A 20,820-nucleotide genomic window follows, 5' to 3' on the forward strand; every position below is an offset into this window, starting at 1 on the left:
CCGAGCCGGGTCATTCGTCTCCGCTGAAATCCCGGCGGACGAAATTGGGGCGGATGTCGGGGTCCGGCGGATCGTAATACCGGTGGAACGTCGGGGTCAGGCCCGACGAGATCGGCGGGTTGATCCAACTCCAGTCGGTCGGGCAGGTCCGGCCCGCGGCCTCCTCCCGCTTGACGTGATCGCAGAACTGCTTGGCCACCGTGTGGTGATCGACGATGTACACCCCCGCCTTGCGGAAGCTGTACAGCACCGCGCGATTGAGTTCGACCAGCGCCGAGTCCCGCCACAGCGTGCGCTCGGAACGGGTGTCCAGGCACATCATTTCGGCGATGAGCGGCAGCATGTTGTAGCGGTTGGTGTCGCTCAGGTTGCGTGCGCCGATCTCCGCGCCCAGGTACCAGCCGTTGAACGGCGCGAATGGGTAAGTGACACCGCCGACCTCGAGGTTCATGTTGGAGACGGCGGGCAGCGCGTGCCAGCGCAGGCCCAGCCCCGCGAACCACTCGAACTCCGGGTGCTCGAGTTCCACCTCGCGGGCCAGCTCGGGCGGAATGTCGAACCAGCGGATCGGCTCGTCCGGCGTGCTGATCAGTAGCGGCAGAATGTCGAAAGGGGTTCCCGCGCCGCGCCAGCCGAGTTTCATGGCGAACTCGGTGAGCGTCACATTCGCCGCATCGCCGGTGACGGTGCCGTCGCCGTTGCGGTAGCCGGCGTAGCGGATGAGCTGCGGGCTGACTATCCGGAACTCGCGCCCGTCCGGCTGCCGCGGCGGGCCGACGGTGATCATCGATTGAATAGCACCACCATTGGTGGCCATCTGCAGATGTTGCCAGCAGACCTCGGCCAGATCACGCGCGGACCGCACGCGCCGTGCGTCGAGCAATTTCAATGAGCGCCAATGCTTTCGGCCGACACAGCGCGCGTGATTGCGCCACGCGAGCTTGGCGCCGACCAGGATCTCCTCGGCGGTCTGCAGGTAGCCGCCGGTCTGTTCGAGCTGCTCCAGCGCGGTACGGCGGCGCTGGGACGACAGATGGGCCAGTTCGGGCATGCGGAAGAATTCGTCGCACTCACGTAGCCGGCGTTTCAGATCGGTACTGAAAGGCTGTGTGTCAGGGGAGCTTTCGAACGGTGGCACGGGTAACACAGGATTCACGGTTTTCTCCGGTCGGGCATCGGTACTGCGGTGAAACAGACAAGTTCGAGCGGGAGAATTCGTACGGGCGCGTGGCCGACACCGTTGCCCGCCGGTGGTCCGCGCGTAGAGGCACCCAGGGCGATGCCGTGAATTAGCTTCGGCTCGAAGGCGAGTGCGCGCCGCCGTGGGCTGTCGCGACTTCGTACCGAGCGGCCGGTCCGCTTGCTGGGCATAAGCGCAGCGCGGCGAGCTCGGTGCCGATAGTGCGGATCCACGATCATGTGCGTCCTTGTTCATGCCCGGGAGAGGCCCGGAGAGTAGCCTACGGCGGGTGTGCTGGCGGTGTGCCTGGATTTGCTGGATTTGCTGGGTCGGACCGAGTAGCGGATCGAAATCGGGTGGCGTCGAGTCCCATTGACGGCGCGGTGCGTTCGCACACCAGGAGTTTGCTGCGTGGGCAGGACAGCCATTTTGCGGTGGTGATTCATAAGGTCGAGGGGAACCGTTCGTGCAGCTGCCCGACCCGCATGTCCGCGCGGGTGCAGCATGGCCGACTTCCCGCGCGGCTGGGGTGCCGCCGACGTAAGCCTCGGCACGCGGATGCTGTCGGTTGTGCGGGCGGGCAACGCGGTCTGTGGACGGATCCACGTGATCTCTGCAACAGCATTGCCGGATGCGTTGTGTGCTGCCGGGTCGCCACTTGGCCATCGGCCGGTCGGCGGGACCCGGAATGTTGCTGGCAGGGCTCGAATACCGGCGCCGCACGAGTCAAACGTGGCCCTGGTCACACATTATTGCGACTCGCTATGGCCGACCGATCTAACTACACATTTCTGGCAGGATGGGTCGCATGCTGTCTCGGCGCAGGATGCGGCGCTGGGTTTCCAGCGTCTTGGTCAGTGCGGCACTGGTTTCCGGTGCCGCGGTGTTCGGCGCTCCCCAGTCGTCGGCAGCCCCTTCGGATGCACCCAAACCAAGCACCGGCTCCTCGGACGGCCCGGCCCCGGCCGAGCCGACCACGGGCCGGGCCGCGAAACCGGCGATCGACCGCATCGAACCGATCAACGATCGGTGGCTGCGGGTCTTCGTTGAATCGCCCGCCATGCGCCGCGCCGTGGAGGTGCAGGTGCTGCTGCCGCGGGACACGTCGAAACCCCGTCCGACCGTCTACATGCTCGACGGCCGCAGCGCGAGCCCCGACAGCAACAACTGGACCGAAATGGGCCATGCCGATCGGTTCTTCGAGGACAAAGACGTCAATGTCGTGCTCACCGTCGGCGGCCCGGCCAGCTTCTACACCGACTGGAAGAAGCCCGATCCGGTGCTCGGCACCAACATGTGGGAGACCTTTCTGGCCCGCGAACTGCCGCCGCTGATCGACGCGAAGTTCAACGGCAACGGACGCAACGCCGTGATGGGTGTCTCGATGGGCGCCGAGGCCGCGATGATGCTGTCGTTCCGGAACCCGCAGCTGTACACCGCGATCGCGGCGCACAGCGGATGCTTCTCCATGGGCACCGACCTCGGCCAGGCGCAAGCCAGGACGGTGATCGCCACCTATCAGGGCGAGCCGGACAACATGTTCGGCCCGCAGGACGATCCCGCCTGGCTGGACCACGACGTGACGCTGCACGCGGAAGCGTTGCGCGGCAAGACGATCTACATGTCCGTCGGCAGCGGCATACCGGGCATCCACGACGTGCCCGGCAACCCGGACGTCGACGTGGCCACCGCCATCAGCTTCGGCGGTCCGCTCGAGGCCGCGACCAATATCTGCACGCACCGGCTCACCGATCGGCTCCGCGTACTCGGCATCCCGGTCACCGCGCACTTCCGGCCGACCGGAACCCACTCGTGGCCGTACTGGGCCGACGAATTGGTCCGGTCGTGGCCGGTCGTGGCGGGTGCCCTCGGCGTCTGACCCGGTTGCGGTCTAGATCGAGAAGCGTTCGAGCACTGCGGGATCGGTGGCGAAGCTCAGGAACAGGTCGTTCTCATGCGGATCGCCGGTGGTGATCCGCACGCCGTCGCCGCCGTAGGGCCGGACGAGCACGCCTGCCTCGGCACTGGCCTCGCCGAACTCGACGCTGCGCGCGCCAAGCGGCAGCCAGACGAAGTTGGCCTCACTGGGCGGCACCTGATAGCCCGCGGCCAGCAGTGCGTCGCGCACACGGTCGCGTTCGAGCACCAGAGCGTGGGTGCGGTCCAGCAATTCGTGCCGCGCCTCCAGTGAGGCGATCGCCGCGGCCTGCGCGACCCGGTTGACGCTGAACGGGATGTGCACCTTCGTCAGCGCCGTGATCACGGCCGGATCGCCGACCGCGTAGCCCGCGCGCAGGCCGGCCAGGCCGTACGCCTTCGAGAAGGTGCGCAGCACAACCACATTGGGGCGGGTGCGACCCAGCTCGATACCGTTCGGGTAGTCCTCCTCGGCCAGCCGCAGGTACTCGAAGTACGCCTCGTCCAGCACGATCAGCACCCGCTTGGGCACCGTGTCGAGGAAGCGGGTCAGCTCGGCCTTGCCGACCGCGGTGCCGGTCGGGTTGTTCGGGTTGCAGACGAAGATCAGCTTGGTTCGCTCGGTCACCGCGGCGGCCAGCGCGTCCAGGTCGTGCACGTGGTCCGGGGTGAGCGGCACCTGGACGGCGGTCGCGTTACCCACCTTGGTGACGATCGGGTAGGCCTCGAACGAGCGCCAGGCGAACAGCACCTCGTCGGTCGGTGCGTCGCAGGTGATCTGCACCAGCTCCTGGCACAGCGCGACGCTGCCGCACCCGACCGCGACGTTGTCCTGCGCGACGCCGAGGAACTCGGCCAATGCGGCACGCAACTCCAGGGCCAGATTGTCCGGATACCGGTTGGCCAGCTCGGCGGCCTCGGCGATCGCCTTGGCCGCGGCGGGCAGCGGGCCGAAGGTGGTCTCGTTGCTGGCGAGCTTTACCGCGCCGGGGTGGTTGCGGCCGGGAACATACGCCGGAATCGAATCGAGATCCGGCCGGGTTGACGCTGTCACATACCAACCATAGGTGGCGCAGCGCAAAGCATGGCCCGCGTACCGGAAAATCTGTGGTCGATAGGCTCCCAACAGCAATTTCTACCGAAGATCAAGAAGTCGCCCTACGCTGGTTTCATGTCGGGCACTTACAACGACCTCGCCCCCCTGCGCCGCGACGACCCGTCGCCCGAACCCGAGACCGGCTCGAAACCTCAGGCCGCCGACACCCAGGTGCCCATCATCGTGGTGGAGCCCGAGGGCAATGCCCGCGGCGGCATCGTGATGCTGCACGAATCCCGCGAGTTCACCGGCTCGCTGCTCGCGCTGATGAACTCGCTGGCCTCCGAGGGCTGGACCGTGGTCGCGCCCAACCTGTTCCACCGGTCCAGCCGCGAGTCGGTCGCTGAGGTGTTCGGCGACGAGCTCTTCGACGACTTCGACGCCTGCTTCGACTGGCTGACCCGGCACGGGGTATTCCCCGACACCATCGGCGTGCTCGGCTTCGACTCCGCGGGCACCGCCGCGTTCCTGGTCGCCACCAACCGCCCGGTCGGCGCGGCGGTCAGCGTCGCCGCACCCGGCATCGTCGAACCGCTCACCGAACAGGCCGACGCCCTCGTCCGCGTCGCCCCGCACCTGCAGGCGCCGTGGCTCGGACTGTTCGGCACCGACGACCCGGCCACCCCGCCCGCGGAGGTCGAACGACTACGCGACGCGACCGGCCGAGCCGCGGTGGCCAGCCTGGTCGTCAGCTACCCCGGCCTGCGCCACCGCGCCGATCATCCCGCCACCGAGGACGACAACGGTCTGGTCGACTCCCAGACCCGTATTTTCGACTGGTTCGACAGCAACTTACGCTGATAACCAGCCGTTTTGCGATCTGGACAACGGCTCCTGTAATCTTCATGCTCGGCGGTTCGAAAGGACCGGTGCCCTCGAAGAGAAGGCTCCAGGAGGCGTGCCAGAGCGGCCGAATGGGACTCACTGCTAATGAGTTGTCCCTTCACGGGGACCGGAGGTTCAAATCCTCTCGCCTCCGCCACAACCCGGGCAACCGGTACACAACTGAATACCCATGCGGCTGTAGCTCAACGGATAGAGCATCTGACTACGGATCAGAAGGTTAGGGGTTCGAATCCCTTCAGCCGCACACAGTAGAAGCCCCCTTTCGGAGATCCGGAAGGGGGCTTCTCACATATCCGAGACACTGCGGCGTGGCTGACAGGCGTCGAATCGCGTTCTCCGTCAATGCCGTTCTGTCAGAGGGCATCGACATCGGTGGTGACCGTCTCGGTCGCGGTTCGATGAGCTGGACCGGCTGCCGCCGCCCGCAGGGGATCTCGGTACCGGTGGATGCTCGATCGGCACGCTTGCCGACCTGGTCGGCTATGCAGCCGGGCGGCTGTCGTGGCTTACGTTGTTCCGCGGTTCTGGTGAGCCCAGGAGTTTGCGTAGTAGCCGGACGTAGGGGCTCCAGTGCGCCGGGTGTGCCACGGTGGCGGTGCAGGCCAGCTCGGCGCGGTCCAGGCTGTCTTCCAGACATGCGTCGTGGAGTGGCCCGATGGCGAGTGGCCAGATGAGGCGGGCCATGCCGTGGGTTTTCATGGCGACGGTGTGCCGGAGCAGCGTGTGGTTCTCGTCGACGGTCAGGGCGGCGTATTCGTGGAAGCCGTGGAAGCCGCGTGGCCCGGTGAAGGTGAAACGCACCCAGGTGGCGGGGACGTAGGCGGCGACGGTGTAGCGGATCACGCCGTGCCCGCCGACCGCCCCGACCTGGAGGGGGCGATCGAACTCCATCGGCGGCCACGCCTCGCGCGGCCACAGTAGGTCGTTGCCGCTCGACAACGTGTCGATCAGCGCTCCCGCCTCGCTGGGCTTGGCGGCCAGTAGTCGTTCGTGCACGTTGTAGACGGCCATCGCTGCCTCCTGGCTCTTATTAGAAGGTTCGTTCTATATTAGCAGGTGGTGATTGCGCGCATGGCGAGAGCAGGGCGCGGGAGCCGAGGTAGGTGCAGGTCAGGCCGGATTGCGACCCTGGCGGGCTATCTTGATCACGCACGCGACGAGCGCTTGTCACCGAGATTCGATGATCTGGTCGCCGGATGGAAGGCCTGGTGGTGAAGCTTCCGAAAACCGCGCACACCGACCGTCCCTGGCGGATCCATGAGTTGGCAGGCGACTTCCGCCTCGCGGATGTGTGGGCATTGCCGACCCCCGGCGGGCCATCCGACTTCCCGCGATTGGTGCGACAGCTGGCCGAAGGCAACGGCGAGCACCGGTCGCGGCTGGTCCGCGCGCTGTTTGCGATTCGCTGGACGCTCGGCGCGGTGTTCGGTTGGGACAGAACTGATTTCGGCCTCGGTTCCCGGGTGCCTTCGCTGCGTGACAGATTGCCGCCCGATTTGCGCGACGGACCCGTCGGCCCGGATCTGCGCGCGGTGCCGTTCACCTCGGTGTACTCGACGCATGAGGAATGGGTATCGGAGAGTGCCAACCGGACGGTGCACGCGATACTGCATATCGGCTGGGTACCGGACGGGGTGACCGGTGGCTACCGTGGCCAGATGGCCGTGTTGGTGCGGCCCAACGGCGTACTCGGGGTGCTCTATTTGGCGTTGATCGCGCCGGTGCGGCGCCTGATCGTGTGGCCGTCGTTGATCCGGATGATCGGGCGCGACTGGCGGTTCGAGCCGACGAGCGCGGCGCAGGCTGACCAGAACGGTCGCGCGGGTGATCCGGACGCGCACACCCACTGAAAGTGGGGTCGGCGAAGGTGCGACCGCGGTGTGGACTCGGGCGCTACATTGCACCGAAGGCTCAACGAACGGAGATCGACATGGCAGCTACCTGGCGCCGCATCATCACTGGTTCGACCCTCTTCGGCGTCGCGGCGGCCGCGACCATCGCCACCGCCGGTTCGGCGGTGGCCGAGCCGAGGGATTGTGTCCTCGATCGGTCGGTGACCGGGGCGACGGGCTTCTGCCCCGGCGGAGACGGGTATTTCACCGTGGAAGCCGACTGCTTCGGTGTGTTCGTCACCCGTGGCGGCGTGGGGTTCGGCCCGTACCGGCAGTCGAGTCAGCGCCACGCCTACGCGGGCCCGCACCCTGAGATGGATGCGACGCAAACCCATCCCAGGGCCGAGTGCAACGAGTTCATCACAGGCCACTTCGGCATCGCCACCGACGCTCGCCTGTACGAGACCTTCCGCTGAGCTCCAGCGAAAGAGACCCATTGCGCGACCGGCTCATTCGGATACCGGACGGCGCTACTTCCAGGCGGGCAGCTCGGGAAGCTCACCGGTGAGATCGGAACCATCGGAGCGCCCGATGAGCCAGGCGGCGATGGACGACGCGGGACCGGCCACGGAGCGGGTGGGGGCATCGGCGCCGACGACGCCGTGGAAGTCGGTATCGGTGGCGTTGAGTTCGAAGCCGGCGACCGGTTCGGTTGCGGCGGCGGTGATTCGGTTCATGTCGACGGTCGCCTGATGCAGCACGCGAGCCACGAACGGGGCGGGCCAATCGGCGGGGGTGTACCCGGCGTTCAGGTCGACGTGGTGAATCTCCACCTCCTGCAAGCGCATCCATCGCACTTCGCTGGCGGGGATCGGCCGCCCTTGGCGGGTACGGACTTCCGCGTGCCAGGCGTCCTCGGTAAACGAATTGGCCAGGGCAAACCAGCGTTTGGCGGCTGCTTCGTTGTCGAGGAGTTGTTCGGTGGCGGGGCGGGGCGCACCGGCGTCGATGTCGAAATCGCGCAGGAACATGCTCGCGTACTGGGGGATCTCCACCCCGGTGTGCGCCCACAGCAGCAGGTTGAGCAAGCTGTCGGCGTTGCGCGCGGTGTGCGCCAACACATGTCCGCGGGTCCAGCCGGGCAGCAGCGACGGTTCGGGTACGTCGTCGTTGCTCAGCTTGCGCGCGGTGTCGAGGAAACGATCGGTCGCCTCGGCGAGAATGTCGAGTGAGACGGGGCCTTCCAAAGCAGCACTGGTCACAGTTGCGACCCTAGCGATCCCGGGCGGGCCCCGCCGGGCTTCTTCATGATCAACGGGACAGGACGGCAGGAGTGATCATCATGTCCCGTCGATCATGCGGACTACTCGGCGACGATCGCGTCCGCTTCGATCTCGACCAGCAGCGCGGGGGTGATGAGCGCGCTGATCTCGTACATGGCGGTGGCAGGCCGGATGTCCCCGAAGACCTCGGCGTGCGCCTTGGCGACCTCGGGCCAGCGGGCGATATCGGTGACGAAGATGCGGGTGCGGACAACGTCGGCGAGGCTCGCGCCCGCCTCGGTGAGGGCGCTGCCGATGCGCCGCAGCGTTTCCCTGGTCTGCTCGCCGATGTCGTCGCCGCCGACCGCGTCGCCGCCGGGGATCGAGGCGGTGGTGCCGCTGACCGCGACGTGGTTGCCGACTCGGACGGCGCGGCTGTAACCGACGATGTCTTCGAACTCGGAGCCGGAGGAAATGTTCACGCGTGCGGTCATGGCGACAGCATCGCATGCGGCGTCGATCGGGCAGTCAACGGCCAGCAACGCCGAGGTTCGACACCGAGATGTCACCTGCGCGTCGGCCGGAAGTCGGATCGGCAGGGTACGCAGTCCCGGTGAAAGCTCATTCTCGTCCTCGCGTCACCGCCGCCGCCGTCCTCTGTGTCGGCGCGCTGGCTACCGGCTGTTCCACCTCGGATTCGGCCGCGGCCTTCACCGCGACTGCGGACCAGCCGTTGGTGATCTCCCTGGATGACCTGCTCGCCGAGACGGGTGGCAGCGCCGCCGTCCGCATCGCCGACCCGGCGCACGGCAAGCTGAGCCGCCGGGTGGACGGTGCGCTGGTCTACACCCCCGACGCCGGCTACCGCGGCTCCGACACCTTCAAGGTGACCACCACCGACGCGGTGCGCCTGTACACCACCGACATTCCGTCGCTGGGTGAGTTCGGCGGAACCACGGTGCAGGGCAGCGGTTTCGGCTCCGCGTGGACGCCGGTGCCGGGCAGCACGGACGAGTTCTACGGGCTCACCGACCGCGGCCCGAACGTGGACGGCCCCGGCAAGAACGAGAAGCTCGCGCCGATAGCGAGTTTCGTGCCCAAGATCGGCCGGTTCAAGCTGGTCGGCACCCGTGCGGTGCTGCAATCGAGCATCGACTTGCACACCGCGGCAGGCGTGCCGTTCAACGGCCAGGTCGACATCGCCGCGAACACCGGCGAAACCATCAAGGACCTGGCCGGAAACGTGTTGCCGCCCACCGATCACGGCCTCGATCCAGAGGGTCTGGTCGCGTTGCCTGACGGCACCTTCTGGGTCTCCGACGAATACGGCCCGTTCCTGGTGCATTTCGACGCCAAGGGTGCCGAGATCGAGCGGCTCGCACCGGGATCCGGGCTGCCGAAAGAACTTTCGCTGCGCACACCGAACCAGGGCATGGAAGGCCTGACCATCACCCCGGACGGCAGCACCCTCGTCGGCCTGATGCAAAGCGGCCTGAACACGCCCGGGCTCAGTGGATCCGCCAAGGAGACCCCGCTGACCCGCATCGTCACCGTCGACCTGAAGACGAAGGCGCTGAAGGAGTTCGTGGTCCCGCTGGAGAACCCGAAGAGCAGCAAGGTCGCCGACTCGGAGATCACCGCGCTCAGCGCGACCACCTTCCTGATCGACGAACGTGACGGCAGCTTGGCGCCGAAGGCGGACAAGAAGCTGTGGACCGTCGACATCGCCAATGCCACCGACGTCGGTCCCGACGCGAAGGTGCCTGGCGCGCAGTACATTCCGGAACTCGGCCTGCAGATCGACGGCAAGTCGCTCGAGGCACTGGTCGGCTCGGTCTCGACCTCCGACGGTGTCGCCGTGCTGACCAAGGCGGGCGTCACCCCGGCCGCCAAGACCGCGAACCTCGACTTCGCCGCGCTGGTCAGGGAGCTCGACGCCGACGGAAAGTTCTTCGGCCACGACAAGATCGAGGGCGTCGCGACCCTGGACGGCGGCAAGACGCTCTACATCGCCAACGACAGCGACTTCGGTCTGGCCGGCAGCAAGGGCGAGCAGCCGCCGTTCGCGCTGAAGCCCAAGACGCTGCCGAATGGCGTGCAGGACAGCGGCGAGATCCTCTTCGTCGACACCACCAAGCTGCCCGCGAAGACCGCGGAACATACCGTCAAGCTGACAGTGGAGTAGCTAATCGCCGCGATCGGTCCACTCACGCCCCTCCAGAATCACCGCGACGGCCAACGTGATCAGCCACAGCGACATCGAACCGACCTGGATCCGCTGGGCGATGCCCAGCGCGTAATTGCCGGAAAGGTTGTCGGCGATCAGCATCCACACGGTCGCCGCCGACCCGACCACCAGCACGACCAGCCCGGCTTCGCGCAGGATCCGCCAGCGGTGATAGCGGAACGCGGCCAGGCTGAACGCGAAGGTGGCGATGGCGATCGAGGTGACCGCGATGGTGCTCGACAGGGCGTGCGGTTGGTGCAACTGCGGGAAAAGCTCGCTTTCACCGCCGCAGCCACTGTCGCTCGCCGTGCAATCCTTCAGTGGCAGCAACACATCGGCGATCGTCGCGGCACCGAAGCAGAGCAGCGCGACCCAGCCGATCGTGGTGAACCGGCGCCGCGGAAACACCAGCAGTCCGCCGATCGCCGCGGGGATCAGCAGCGCGCCGACGATCTTGTCCGCGGTGGCGAACACCGCACGATAGGGCTTACCTTCGGCATCCAACTCGCTGAGGAACGAGTTGACCGGGTCGACGTCGACCTTCAGGAAGAACTCGAGCACCCAGGACGAGTAGCAGACGCCCGCGACCAGGATCGCCGCTGCGATCGCCAGGGACGCCACTCGTGCGCGCCGCTCGGCGACCTCCTGGCTATTCGTCACGGATCCATTCTCCTCCCTGCCGCCGGGCCGATGCTCGAACGGTAGGTCAGCGCGTCGGCAAACACACGCCATTGACAACCAGCACACAGGCTCCTGTCAGGTTCGACCGACAGGCTGACAGGGAAGCGTTCCCAAGGAGGTCCCACATGATCGGCTTCGCAACAGCCGCCGCCGGAATAGCCGTGATGTCGGTGATGGTGGCGTCGAGCTACCTCGCCGCCCACGCACCGCGCACCCTGGTCCGGGTCAGGTCCCGCTAGGCCGGTGTCCCAGCGCGGCCTGCACCCGATCGGCGGCGGCCACCGCGTCTTCGTGCTCCCACACGCGAACGACGTGCCAGCCGGCCGCCATCAGCGCCGCATCGGTCGCCCGGTCCCGCGCCACGTTCCCGGCCAGCTTGTCGGCCCACCACTGCGCGTTGTTGCGCGGATCAGTCGCATGCTGCGGGCAGCGATGCCAGAAGCAGCCGTCGACGTACACCGCGACCCGTAGTCGCGGAAACACCAGATCGGCCCGCCGCCGCTGCCCACGCAGTGGCGCTCGATCGACGAAGTACCGCAGCCCCCGCCGGTGCAGCTCCCTGCGCAACGCCAGCTCCGGCTTGGTCCCGCTGCGCCGCTGCCGCGCCATCCGCGCGCTCGTCGCCGCATCGGTTGTTGGACGGGGTGCGCGCCCGACCGGCCGCAGCTCACTCGGTCGTTGTTGCGCATCGCCGGGCGCGTCGTCCAGACCGTCCCGCGAGTCGCTCATGCCGCCCAGCCGCCCATCCGATCGAGATGACTCTCCACATCATCGAGGAAGCCCGGTGGAAACCGCAGGCTGCCCATGCCGGTCCGGCGCAAGAACCCCGCGGTCGCCCGCGCGGATAACAGTCGCGAGTCGGTCAGGAAGTACCGCAGGTCCTCGTACGGCTCGTGCACCGGCCAGGTCGACACCGCCACCCGATGGGCCACCCCGTTGTGTCCCCATGCCGCCACCGGCCACGGTGTGCCCGGCGGTAGTGGCTGGTCGCCGGGCAACGGAGTCAGCGGCGCGGCCAGCCGGGACCCGACCCAACCGGCCATCCGCACACTCACGGCGTTGCCGACCAGCTTCCACCGATGCCCCTGCCGGATACCCGGCACGTCACCCGCGGGTGCGGTCCAATCCGGCTCGAAGCCTTGCAGCCGTTCCACATCCACCAGGCCGGGCGTGACGATCTCGCCGGACGGCAGCCGCACCGCAGGCGGGCTCGCGATACCCAGCGCGGACCCACCCTTCAGCGTCGGCACCGCGTTCACCGCCCACCCCAGCCCGCGCACACCCTCGGTCCAGTAGAAGCCGCACGGATCGCGGTCCGCGTCGCCGACGATCCGCGGCCCCGCGTCCTCGCCGAACAACACCCCACGCGGGTCCTCGGTCCGGGAGGCCAGCATCAGCACCCGCTGCCGCCGCTGTGGCAAGCCGAACGCGCGTGCGTCCACCACCCGATAGGCCCACGTGTAGCCGAGCTCCTCCAGGGCGGTGGTGATGTGGCGCATCGCGGCGCCGCGACCGAGCTGCAGCATGAACGGCACGTTCTCGATCAGCAGCCAGCGCGGCCCGCGCTTACGGCGCACCAACCGGAACACCTCGTCGACCAGACCCGAGCGCTTGCCGGTGATGCCGGCGGTGCGCCCGGCCTGCGAGAGGTCCTGGCAGGGGAAGCCTGCCGCGACCAGTTCGGTGCCCGCCGGTAGCGCGCGCAGGGTAGTGATGTCGGAATGCAGTGGCACATCGGGAAAGCGGGCGGCCAGCACGCCCTGTGCGCCCGCGTCGATCTCGCACAACAGCTCGGACTGCCAGCCATTGCGGGCGAGACCGAGCTCGAGCCCGCCGATCCCGGCGAACAGCCCGACCATCCGCGCGCCCGTCACCGACTGTCCCTTCTTCGCGTCCTCGGTTCCCCTGTGCCCGGCAGAGGTTACTCGAGTTGCCGGTTGCCGTCCGCGAACACCGCCATGACGGCGCGACGGAGCAAACCCGATGGTGGCCTGGTACCGTCCGCGTGTCAGCAACATGATCGGTCTGCTGCTGCTCGATAATGCTCATCGGCCGATCATGTGTGCGGCCCTGATGACAGGCTCGGCAGGCTGATCTGCCTGCGCTCCAGCGCTATCCGCGCGGACGCCGCCCCACGTGCTCGGCGGCGCGTCCGCATGCGAAACGCATTTGCTCCACACAGCGTCTGTGCTCCACAAGGTTTTGGGCTCGACAAATTTCTTAGTCGTCACGCTAGGGAAAGTGAGCGAACATGCAGATACCTTCGAAAAACAGGAGCTTTCCCAACGTCGTGGTCACCAGCCTCGCGGCGACCACCTCGATTGCGGGCGATATCGACTCGACGTGGAAAGGCCTGCTCAACGGGGAGAGCGGGATCGACGTCCTGGAGGACAGCTTCATCGACCAGTTCGAACTGCCGGTCCGCATCGGCGGGCACCTGAAGGTCTCACCGGCCGAGAGCCTCACCAGGGTCGAGGCGACCAACATGTCCTACGTCGAGCAGATGGCCACGGTCCTGTGTCGCGAGGTATGGCGCAACGCAGGCAGCCCGGAGGTCGACAAGACCCGGCTCGGGGTCGCCATCGGCACCGGGCTCGGCGGCGGCGAGTACATCATCGACGCGCGGGACCGGATCAAAAATGGTGGCTACCGCAAGATTTCACCGCTGACCGTGCAGCGGATCATGCCCAACGGTTCGGCCGCCTGCGTCGGCATCGAGCTCGGCGCGGGCGCGGGCGTCGTCACGCCGGTGTCGGCCTGCTCGTCCGGCTCGGAGGCGATCGCCAACGCGTGGCAGATGATCGTGATGGGCGACGCGGACATGGTCGTCACCGGCGGTGTCGAGGGCTCCATCCAGGCGGTGCCGATCGCGGCGTTCACCATGATGCGCGCGATGAGCACCCGCAACGATGATCCGAAGAGTGCGTCGCGCCCGTTCGACAAGGACCGGGACGGCTTCGTGTTCGGTGAGGCCGGGGCGATGATGATCATCGAGACCGAGGAGCACGCCAAGGCGCGCGGCGCGACCATCCACGCGCGGATCATGGGGGCGGGCATCACCTCCGACGCCTTCCATCTGGTCGCGCCCGATCTCGAGGGCAAGGGCGCCGCGCGCGCGATGACCAGGGCGATCGAGAAGGCCGGGCTGTCGAAGAAGGACGTCACCCACGTGAATGCGCACGCCACCGCCACCCCGATCGGCGATACCGCTGAGGCACAAGCGATTTCGTCCGCGATCGGGAGTCACACCTCGGTCTACGCGCCGAAATCGGCACTCGGGCACTCGATCGGCGCGGTCGGTGCGCTGGAGTCGGTCATCACCGTGCTGTCCATTCGGGACGGAATCGTCCCGCCGACCCTGAATTTGGACAATCAGGACCCCGCCATCGACCTCGATGTGGTCAAGGGGCAGAGCAGGCCGGGTCGGATCGATTACGCCGTGAACAACTCGTTCGGTTTCGGCGGACACAACGTGGCGATCGCCTTCGGGCGGTACTGAGCGTCGGAAGGCTGCGCACCTGCTAGCCTTCCCGACGCTTCGTTATCGACCTGTGTTCGGTGTAACTGCACGGCCTGTGTGCGTGCTTTGGCAAAAGGATAAGGCGATGATCGACGAGACCTTCGACGACTATTTGGACGACCAGGGCAATATCAAAATCCGCGGCGACAAGACCCTGATCGACTTCGTCGACAAGCACAGCGCGGAGAACGGCGACGACCTCGCCTACCGCTATATCGACTATTCGCGGGAACGCGACGGTGAGTACCACGAGCTGACCTGGCGACAGTTCGGTGTCCGGCTGCGGGCCGTCGCGGCCCGGCTACAGCAGGTGACCAAACCCGGTGACCGGGTAGCGATTCTGGCACCGCAGGGGCTCGACTATGTCGTCTCCATTTTCGCCGCCGTCTACGCGGGCAATATCGCGGTGCCGCTGTTCGACCCGGAGGAGCAGGGGCACACCGACCGGCTCACCGCGGTGCTCAGCGACTGCACGCCCGCCGCGATTCTCACGGTCGGCTCCGCGGCGGGCGGTGTGCGGAACTTCTTCCGCCATCTGCCCGCGGTACAGCGGCCGCGGATTATTGCGGTGGAAGCGATTCCGGACAGCGTCGGCGCGACGTGGGTGCGCCCGGATATCAATATCGACAGCGTCGCTTACCTGCAATACACCTCCGGCTCCACCAGAACGCCTGCGGGCGTGGAGATCACGCACCGGGCCGTCGGCACGAATCTGCTGCAGATGATCGATGCGATTGGTGTGAAAGAGAATTCGCGCGGCGTCACCTGGCTGCCGCTGTTCCACGACATGGGTCTGCTGTGTGTGATTCTGCCGACCGTCGGTGGCGGATTCATCACCATCATGTCGCCGAGCGCGTTCGTGCGCCGTCCGTACCGCTGGATCAAAGAGCTGGCCGCCGCCTCCGACGGTGCCGGAACTTTCGCGGCGGCACCGAATTTCGCCTTCGAACACGCCGCGGCGCGCGGTAAGCCGAAACCGGGCGAAGAGCTCGACCTGTCGAATGTGATCGGGTTGATCAACGGCAGCGAACCGGTGTCGGTGTCGTCGATGCGGAAATTCAACGAGGCGTTCGCGCCGTACGGGTTGCCGAAGACGACGATCAAGCCGTGCTACGGCATGGCGGAGGCGACGCTGTTCGTGTCCGCGACCAAGGCCGAGGACGAGGCGCGGGTCGTGTATGTCGATCGCGCCCAGCTCAATTCGGGCCGTATGGTCCAGGTCGAGGAGGGCGCGGAGAACTCGATCGCGCAGGTGTCCTGCGGCTATGTGGCGTTGTCGCAGTGGGCGACGATCGTCGATCCGGAGACCGGCGTCGAGCGGGCCGACGGTGAGGTCGGCGAGATCTGGTTGCACGGCGAGAACATGGGCATCGGTTACTGGGGGCGTCCCGAGGAAACCGTGGCCACCTTCCAAGCCAAGCTGGCAGCCCGCCAGCCGACGGGCAGCCATGCGGAGGGCACACCGGAGGACGCCCACTGGATGCGGACCGGCGATTACGGCGCCTATCTCGACGGCGAGTTGTACATCACGGGCCGAGTGAAGGATCTGGTGATTGTCGACGGCCGCAATCACTACCCGCAGGACCTGGAGTTCTCGGCACAGGAATCCAGCACCGCACTGCGACCCGGTTTCGTCGCGGCCTTCTCCGTGCCCGCCAACGAACTGCCTGCACTGGTGTTCGAGAAGGGCAGTCACTCCGGGCTGAAGTTCGACGCCGACGACAACTCCGAGCAGTTGGTGATCGTCGCCGAACGCAACACCGGCGCGGGCAAGCTGGAGACCGAACCGGTCGCGGACACGGTGCGGGCGGCCGTCTCGCAGCGGCACGGCGTCACCGTGCGCGATGTGCTGCTCGTGCCAGCCGGCTCGATCCCGCGGACCTCCAGCGGCAAGATCGCCCGACGGGCCTGCCGAGCCGCGTACCTGGACGGCACGCTGCGCGGCGGATACCAGCAGCAAGCTTTCCCGGATGCTCCCGCGGAGGAGCGGGAGAGCGCGGGCGTTCGCTAGAGCCGCACCTCGTTCGTGCAGTCGAATTCACTGACCTCGGCGCCCACAATGTGGGCGCCGAGGTCGTTTGTGGTCCCGGTGCCACGGAACTTGTCCACCGCGTCCCTGGTCGCCCAGCGCTCGTAGATATTCACGCGGTCGGGCTCGACCAGGTCGGCGCCGAGCGTGAAGTCCAGGCAGCCGTCGGCGCCGCGGGCGAGCTCGACCACCTCGCGGCAGGCGGCGAGATAGTGGTCCCGGTCGGTGACCTTCAGATATCCGGCGACGATCAGCATGCCGCGGAGTCTATTCGGCGGATCGACCCTTGACCTCGAGGTTGCTCGAGGTTGTTGACTCGGCTCATGAAGGTTGTCGCCACCTGCGGTCCGACCGTGATATCCAGCACGGATACCGATGCTGCGGTATCGGCCGACGCAGAAAACCAGTTGGCTGACCCAGGTGATGCTGCCACTCTGAGATGTCGGACCTCGATGCGAACATCACCGAGTGTCCGGGTTCTCGACACTGCCATCCACAGACCTCGAGGGGGAACTATGTCGGTTGCACTTGATGTCGCGACGGTGGATTTGGAGGCCGACAGACCGGAGCGGCCCGGTGCGTCCGTGCCGGGTCGCCTGCATTCGCTGCGGCGTTTCTGGCCCTATGTGCGCCCGTATCGGCGCGCGCTGCTCGGTGCCACCACGCTCGCGATCCTCGCCTCGCTGACCGCGATCGTGATCCCGCTGGTGATCGCCAGGATCATCGACGGGCCGATTGCCCAGCGCGATCTCGGTGCGGCCGTCGCGCCGGTGCTGCTGGTATTGGTGCTCGGCCTCCTGGAAGCCCTCGGCGTGTGGGGCCGCCGCTGGCTGGTGTCCAAGCCGGCGTCCATGGTCGAGATCACCATGCGCGCCAAGATCTTTCGCAAACTCCAGTCGCTGGCGATCGGCAGGCACGAGGCCTGGGAGTCGGGTCAGCTGCTGTCCCGTGCGGTCGACGACATGGCCACCCTGCGCCGCTTCGTCGCGTTCGCCGGCCCGTTCCTGATCATCCACATCATCCTGATCCCGGTCGGCCTGCTGGTGCTGGTGTGGTTGAGCTGGCAGGTCGGGCTGATCTTCGTGATCATCTCGATTCCGTTGACCTACATCTGCATTCGCTTCGAGCGCGAGTACTCGCTGGCGTCGCGGAAGTCCCAGGACCAGTCGGGTGACCTGGCCACCATCGCCGAGGAGTCGGCGCAGGGTGTGCGGGTGCTGAAGGCGTTCGGGCGCGGTGTGTTCTTCGGTGGGCGCTTCCTCGCCCAGTCGCGCGAACTCCAGCAGACCGAACTGCACAAGGTGCGGCTGGATGCGCGGCTGTGGTCGGCGATGACCGGTCTGCCGCAGCTGGCGATCGCGTTCGCGCTCGGTTTCGGCGGCTATGCGGTGGTGCAGGGCTCGATGACGCTGGGCACCTTGGTCGCGGCGATCACGCTGGCGAACTTCCTGCAGTGGCCGATCATCTGGACCGGTTTCCTGCTGGCCGAGCTGAACGACGCCCGCACGGCGGGGGACCGGTACTGGGAGATCATCGACACGCCCGTCGACATCACCGACCCGGCCGATCCGGTCGAGTTGCCGGAGACAATTGTCGGCGAATTGCGTTTGGAAGGCGTGCAATTCGCTTTCCCCGACGCGGAATCGCCAGTGCTGCGTGATGTCTCGATCAAGATCCGGCCCGGCGAAACGGTCGCGCTGGTCGGTGCGACCGGCAGCGGAAAGACCGCGCTGCTCAACCTGATTCCACGGCTCTACGACCTGTCCGGCGGTGTGATCACCATCGACGGCATCGACATCGCGTCCATGCGGCTGAGCGACCTGCGTTCGCTCGTCTCGGTCGCGTTCGAGGATCCGGTGCTGTTCTCGGCGAGTGTGCGGGAGAACGTCGCGCTCGGCGACCCGACGGCCACCGACGCCGATGTGCGTCGCGCACTGGAGGTCGCGCAGGCCACCGAGTTCGTGGACAACCTGCCGTGGGGACTCGACACCAGGATCGGCGAGCAGGGACTCAGCCTGTCCGGCGGCCAGCGGCAGCGGCTCGCGCTGGCTCGCGCCGTGCTGAGCGGGGCGGGCCCGGGCAGTCGCAGCCGGATCATGGTGCTCGACGACCCGCTGTCCGCGCTCGACGTGGAGACCGAGGAACGGGTGCAGGAGCGACTGCGCACCGTGCTGGCCGGCGCGACGACGTTGCTGGTCGCGCACCGGCCCTCGACGGCCGCGCTGGCCGACCGGGTGGCGGTGCTGGCCGACGGCCGGATCGTCGCCGAAGGCACCCACGACAACCTGCTGCGCACCAGCAGCCGATACCGCGACCTGATGGGAGGTGAACAGCGGTGAGCACGGAAACGGTCACGTCGAAAGACGGTATTACCACCGAGAACTCGACGGTACTGGACAAGCCACGCGACGAAGCCGCCGATTGGCGCGGCATCGCCAGCGAGGACAAGGAGGTCACCCAGGCCGGAAACCTGGTGCTGGCCGAGCGATCTCGCCGACTGCTGCTCGACCTGGTCCGGCCCTACCGCAAGCTGGCGGCGTTCGCGCTGGTGCTCATCGTGGTCGACAACGCCGCGATGGTCTCGGCGCCGCTGTTCGTCGCGTATGGGCTCGACAAAGGCATAGCCGAAGGCCGCCAAGGGAATTGGGCCCCGCTGACCTGGACGGTCAGCGGGTACCTCGGCGCGGTGCTGCTCGGCATCGCGACCACCTTCCTGTTCCTGCGGGTGTCCGGCAGGCTCAGCCAGAGCGTGCTGTTCGACCTGCGGGTGCGCTCGTTCACGCACATGCAGCGGCTCAGCGTCGCCTTCCACGAGAAGTACACCTCCGGCAAGGTCGTCGCGCGCCTCACCGGTGACATCGAGACGCTGCAGGAACTGCTGGAGAGCGCGCTGAACCAGGCGTTGAGCGCGATCCTCTCGGTGGTGACCATCGCGGCGCTGCTGATCTACCTGGATCTGATGCTGGCCGCGATCGTGCTGATCGGTTTCGTGCCACTGGTGTTCGTCACCCGGTGGGCGCAGCGCAGGCAGCGGGCGGGCTACCGCCGCACCCGTGGCGCCATCGCCAAGGTGGTCGTGCAGTTCGTCGAGTCGATGGGCGGCATGCGCGCGGTGCAGACCTTCCGCCGCGAGCAGCGCAACGAGTCGGTGCTGGCCTACGAGGACGGTGAATATCAGCAGGCGACCACCACGGCCATGCGCGGCATGGGCGACTACGCGGGCTTGACCAGGCTGCTCGGCAACCTGACCACGGTGATCATCATCCTGGTCGGCGCCTGGCAGGTGATCGAGGGCAATCTCGCGGTGGGCGTGCTCGCGGCATACCTGTTGTACCTCAACGAGTTCTACGGTCCGCTCGACGAACTCGCCCAGGTGTTCAACTCGTATCAGTCCGCGGCCGCGGCGCTGGAGAAGATCTCCGGTGTGCTCGAGGAAGAGCCCTCGGTGGTGGAGCCGACCGATCCGACACCGCTGGCGAAGGCCCACGGGGCGGTCCTGATGGATCGGGTGTCGTTCGGCTACGGCACCGAACGTCAGGTGCTGCCGGAGTTCTCCCTGGACATCCCCGCCGGACAGGTCGTCGCGCTGGTCGGTGCCACCGGCGCGGGCAAGTCGACGCTGGCCAAGCTGCTGACGCGGTTCTACGACCCGTCCGACGGTGTGGTCACCCTGGACGGCATCGATCTGCGCCGGATCTCCGACGCCGACCTGCGCCGCAATGTCGTGATGGTCACGCAGGAGTCCTATCTGTTCTCCGGCTCGGTGGCCGACAACATCCGGCTCGGCAGGCCGGACGCGTCCGACGAGGAGGTGTTCGCGGCGGCCCGCGCCGTCGGCCTGTACGACTTCGTGCAGGCGCTGCCGGAGGGCTTCGACACCGACGTGCGCAAGCGCGGCGGCAGGCTCTCCGCGGGGCAGCGTCAGCTGGTCGCGTTCGCCCGGGTGTTCCTGGCGGATCCGGCGGTGATCGTGCTGGACGAAGCCACGTCCAGTCTGGACATCCCGAGCGAGCGGCTGGTGCAGCGGGCACTGGAAACGGTGCTGCGCGAGCGCACCGCGGTGATCATCGCTCACCGGCTGTCCACAGTGGCCATCGCCGACCGGGTGCTGGTGCTGGAATCCGGGCGCATCGTGGAGGACGGCACCCCGGCCGAGCTGATCGCGGGCACCGGCCGGTTCGCCAGCCTGCACGCGGCATGGCGCGAATCCCTCGTGTGATGCGAGCTGGT

General features: G+C 67.2%; 18 protein-coding genes and 2 tRNA genes. 11 read left to right on the top strand and 9 right to left on the bottom strand.

The annotated features are described in order from the left end of the window. Window positions 1-10 precede the first annotated feature (10 nt). Window positions 11-1,138: a nitric oxide synthase oxygenase gene (locus DMB37_RS21910; protein ID WP_135234311.1), complete on the bottom strand. Its 1,128-nt coding sequence runs from the start codon at window positions 1,136-1,138 to the stop codon at window positions 11-13. Window positions 1,139-1,988: 850 nt separating this feature from the next. Between DMB37_RS21910 and DMB37_RS21915 the strand changes: the two genes are divergently transcribed. Then, window positions 1,989-3,059, top strand: coding sequence for an alpha/beta hydrolase family protein (locus tag DMB37_RS21915; RefSeq protein WP_135234312.1), 1,071 nt, complete (start codon window positions 1,989-1,991; stop codon window positions 3,057-3,059). 12 nt (window positions 3,060-3,071) lie between these two features. On the opposite strand, the gene hisC is transcribed toward DMB37_RS21915, so the two are convergent. Then, complete coding sequence (hisC, locus tag DMB37_RS21920) at window positions 3,072-4,151, bottom strand: histidinol-phosphate transaminase (RefSeq protein ID WP_107659915.1); 1,080 nt, start codon at window positions 4,149-4,151, stop codon at window positions 3,072-3,074. Between the two features lie 117 nt (window positions 4,152-4,268). On the opposite strand from hisC, the gene DMB37_RS21925 reads away from it, so the two are divergent. The 3 genes from DMB37_RS21925 (at window position 4,269) to DMB37_RS21935 (ending at window position 5,283) form a co-directional block, all read left to right on the top strand. Further along, window positions 4,269-4,994, top strand: coding sequence for a dienelactone hydrolase family protein (locus tag DMB37_RS21925; RefSeq protein ID WP_135234313.1), 726 nt, complete (start codon window positions 4,269-4,271; stop codon window positions 4,992-4,994). Between the two features lie 91 nt (window positions 4,995-5,085). Then, window positions 5,086-5,175 (top strand) — tRNA-Ser (locus DMB37_RS21930). 35 nt (window positions 5,176-5,210) lie between these two features. Further along, window positions 5,211-5,283 (top strand) — tRNA-Arg (locus tag DMB37_RS21935). 236 nt (window positions 5,284-5,519) lie between these two features. On the opposite strand, the gene DMB37_RS21940 is transcribed toward DMB37_RS21935, so the two are convergent. Beyond that, entirely contained in the window at window positions 5,520-6,050 is a 531-nt protein-coding gene (locus tag DMB37_RS21940; RefSeq protein ID WP_135234314.1) for an SRPBCC family protein, read from the bottom strand. A gap of 197 nt (window positions 6,051-6,247) precedes the next feature. Between DMB37_RS21940 and DMB37_RS21945 the strand changes: the two genes are divergently transcribed. Further along, window positions 6,248-6,889, top strand: a complete 642-nt coding sequence (locus DMB37_RS21945) for a DUF2867 domain-containing protein (RefSeq protein WP_370465172.1) — start codon at window positions 6,248-6,250, stop codon at window positions 6,887-6,889. A gap of 80 nt (window positions 6,890-6,969) precedes the next feature. Further along, on the top strand, window positions 6,970-7,347 hold the full coding sequence (locus DMB37_RS21950; RefSeq protein ID WP_135234315.1) for a hypothetical protein: 378 nt from the start codon (window positions 6,970-6,972) through the stop codon (window positions 7,345-7,347). 54 nt (window positions 7,348-7,401) lie between these two features. Here DMB37_RS21950 and DMB37_RS21955 read toward each other — a convergent pair whose 3' ends face one another. Both DMB37_RS21955 and DMB37_RS21960 read right to left on the bottom strand, forming a co-directional pair. Then, on the bottom strand, window positions 7,402-8,133 hold the full coding sequence (locus DMB37_RS21955) for a maleylpyruvate isomerase family mycothiol-dependent enzyme (protein ID WP_135234316.1): 732 nt from the start codon (window positions 8,131-8,133) through the stop codon (window positions 7,402-7,404). Between the two features lie 101 nt (window positions 8,134-8,234). Next, window positions 8,235-8,627, bottom strand: coding sequence for a RidA family protein (locus tag DMB37_RS21960; RefSeq protein ID WP_135234317.1), 393 nt, complete (start codon window positions 8,625-8,627; stop codon window positions 8,235-8,237). 119 nt (window positions 8,628-8,746) lie between these two features. Here DMB37_RS21960 and DMB37_RS21965 point away from each other — a divergent pair, with 119 nt between their 5' ends. After that, window positions 8,747-10,318, top strand: coding sequence for an esterase-like activity of phytase family protein (locus DMB37_RS21965; RefSeq protein WP_240771610.1), 1,572 nt, complete (start codon window positions 8,747-8,749; stop codon window positions 10,316-10,318). Here the strand turns inward: DMB37_RS21965 and DMB37_RS21970 are convergent, their stop codons facing one another. The 3 genes from DMB37_RS21970 to DMB37_RS21980 form a co-directional block, all read right to left on the bottom strand. After that, entirely contained in the window at window positions 10,319-11,020 is a 702-nt protein-coding gene (locus DMB37_RS21970; protein WP_240771611.1) for a DUF998 domain-containing protein, read from the bottom strand. A gap of 246 nt (window positions 11,021-11,266) precedes the next feature. Continuing rightward, window positions 11,267-11,707, bottom strand: a complete 441-nt coding sequence (locus DMB37_RS21975; RefSeq protein ID WP_255508398.1) for a very short patch repair endonuclease — start codon at window positions 11,705-11,707, stop codon at window positions 11,267-11,269. Window positions 11,708-11,766: 59 nt separating this feature from the next. Continuing rightward, window positions 11,767-12,900, bottom strand: coding sequence for a DNA cytosine methyltransferase (locus tag DMB37_RS21980; RefSeq protein WP_206055365.1), 1,134 nt, complete (start codon window positions 12,898-12,900; stop codon window positions 11,767-11,769). 392 nt (window positions 12,901-13,292) lie between these two features. On the opposite strand from DMB37_RS21980, the gene DMB37_RS21985 reads away from it, so the two are divergent. Both DMB37_RS21985 and fadD32 read left to right on the top strand, forming a co-directional pair. Then, entirely contained in the window at window positions 13,293-14,540 is a 1,248-nt protein-coding gene (locus DMB37_RS21985) for a KasA/KasB family beta-ketoacyl-ACP synthase (protein WP_107653658.1), read from the top strand. A 106-nt stretch (window positions 14,541-14,646) separates the two neighbouring features. Then, window positions 14,647-16,572, top strand: a complete 1,926-nt coding sequence (gene fadD32, locus DMB37_RS21990) for a long-chain-fatty-acid--AMP ligase FadD32 (protein WP_370465173.1) — start codon at window positions 14,647-14,649, stop codon at window positions 16,570-16,572. On the opposite strand, the gene DMB37_RS21995 is transcribed toward fadD32, so the two are convergent. After that, window positions 16,569-16,847 carry a putative quinol monooxygenase gene (locus DMB37_RS21995; protein WP_135234321.1) on the bottom strand — a complete coding sequence of 93 codons (279 nt, stop codon included), beginning with the start codon at window positions 16,845-16,847 and terminating at the stop codon, window positions 16,569-16,571. The two genes, fadD32 and DMB37_RS21995, sit on opposite strands and share 4 nt — an antisense overlap. Before the next feature lie 258 nt (window positions 16,848-17,105). On the opposite strand from DMB37_RS21995, the gene DMB37_RS22000 reads away from it, so the two are divergent. Both DMB37_RS22000 and DMB37_RS22005 read left to right on the top strand, forming a co-directional pair. Beyond that, the gene (locus tag DMB37_RS22000; protein WP_135234322.1) at window positions 17,106-18,929 is read left to right on the top strand and encodes an ABC transporter ATP-binding protein; all 1,824 of its coding nucleotides are present in this window, start codon (window positions 17,106-17,108) and stop codon (window positions 18,927-18,929) included. A 29-nt stretch (window positions 18,930-18,958) separates the two neighbouring features. Beyond that, window positions 18,959-20,809 carry an ABC transporter ATP-binding protein gene (locus DMB37_RS22005; protein WP_240772559.1) on the top strand — a complete coding sequence of 617 codons (1,851 nt, stop codon included), beginning with the start codon at window positions 18,959-18,961 and terminating at the stop codon, window positions 20,807-20,809. Window positions 20,810-20,820 lie beyond the last annotated feature (11 nt).

Origin of the sequence: Nocardia sp. CS682 (assembly GCF_004634405.1) — a bacterium.
Taxonomy (GTDB): Bacteria; Actinomycetota; Actinomycetes; order Mycobacteriales; family Mycobacteriaceae; genus Nocardia; species Nocardia ninae.

What these genes read in the sequence shown, in the direction of transcription:
- DMB37_RS21915 (WP_135234312.1), top strand. Translation starts at nt 1,989, where the DNA reads ATGCTGTCTCGGCGCAGGATGCGGCGCTGGGTTTCCAGCGTCTTGGTC.
- DMB37_RS21925 (WP_135234313.1), top strand. Translation starts at nt 4,269, where the DNA reads ATGTCGGGCACTTACAACGACCTCGCCCCCCTGCGCCGCGACGACCCG.
- DMB37_RS21940 (WP_135234314.1), bottom strand. Translation starts at nt 6,050, where the DNA reads ATGGCCGTCTACAACGTGCACGAACGACTACTGGCCGCCAAGCCCAGC.
- DMB37_RS21950 (WP_135234315.1), top strand. Translation starts at nt 6,970, where the DNA reads ATGGCAGCTACCTGGCGCCGCATCATCACTGGTTCGACCCTCTTCGGC.
- DMB37_RS21960 (WP_135234317.1), bottom strand. Translation starts at nt 8,627, where the DNA reads ATGACCGCACGCGTGAACATTTCCTCCGGCTCCGAGTTCGAAGACATC.
- DMB37_RS21980 (WP_206055365.1), bottom strand. Translation starts at nt 12,900, where the DNA reads ATGGTCGGGCTGTTCGCCGGGATCGGCGGGCTCGAGCTCGGTCTCGCC.
- DMB37_RS21985 (WP_107653658.1), top strand. Translation starts at nt 13,293, where the DNA reads ATGCAGATACCTTCGAAAAACAGGAGCTTTCCCAACGTCGTGGTCACC.
- fadD32 (WP_370465173.1), top strand. Translation starts at nt 14,647, where the DNA reads ATGATCGACGAGACCTTCGACGACTATTTGGACGACCAGGGCAATATC.
- DMB37_RS21995 (WP_135234321.1), bottom strand. Translation starts at nt 16,847, where the DNA reads ATGCTGATCGTCGCCGGATATCTGAAGGTCACCGACCGGGACCACTAT.
- DMB37_RS22000 (WP_135234322.1), top strand. Translation starts at nt 17,106, where the DNA reads ATGTCGGTTGCACTTGATGTCGCGACGGTGGATTTGGAGGCCGACAGA.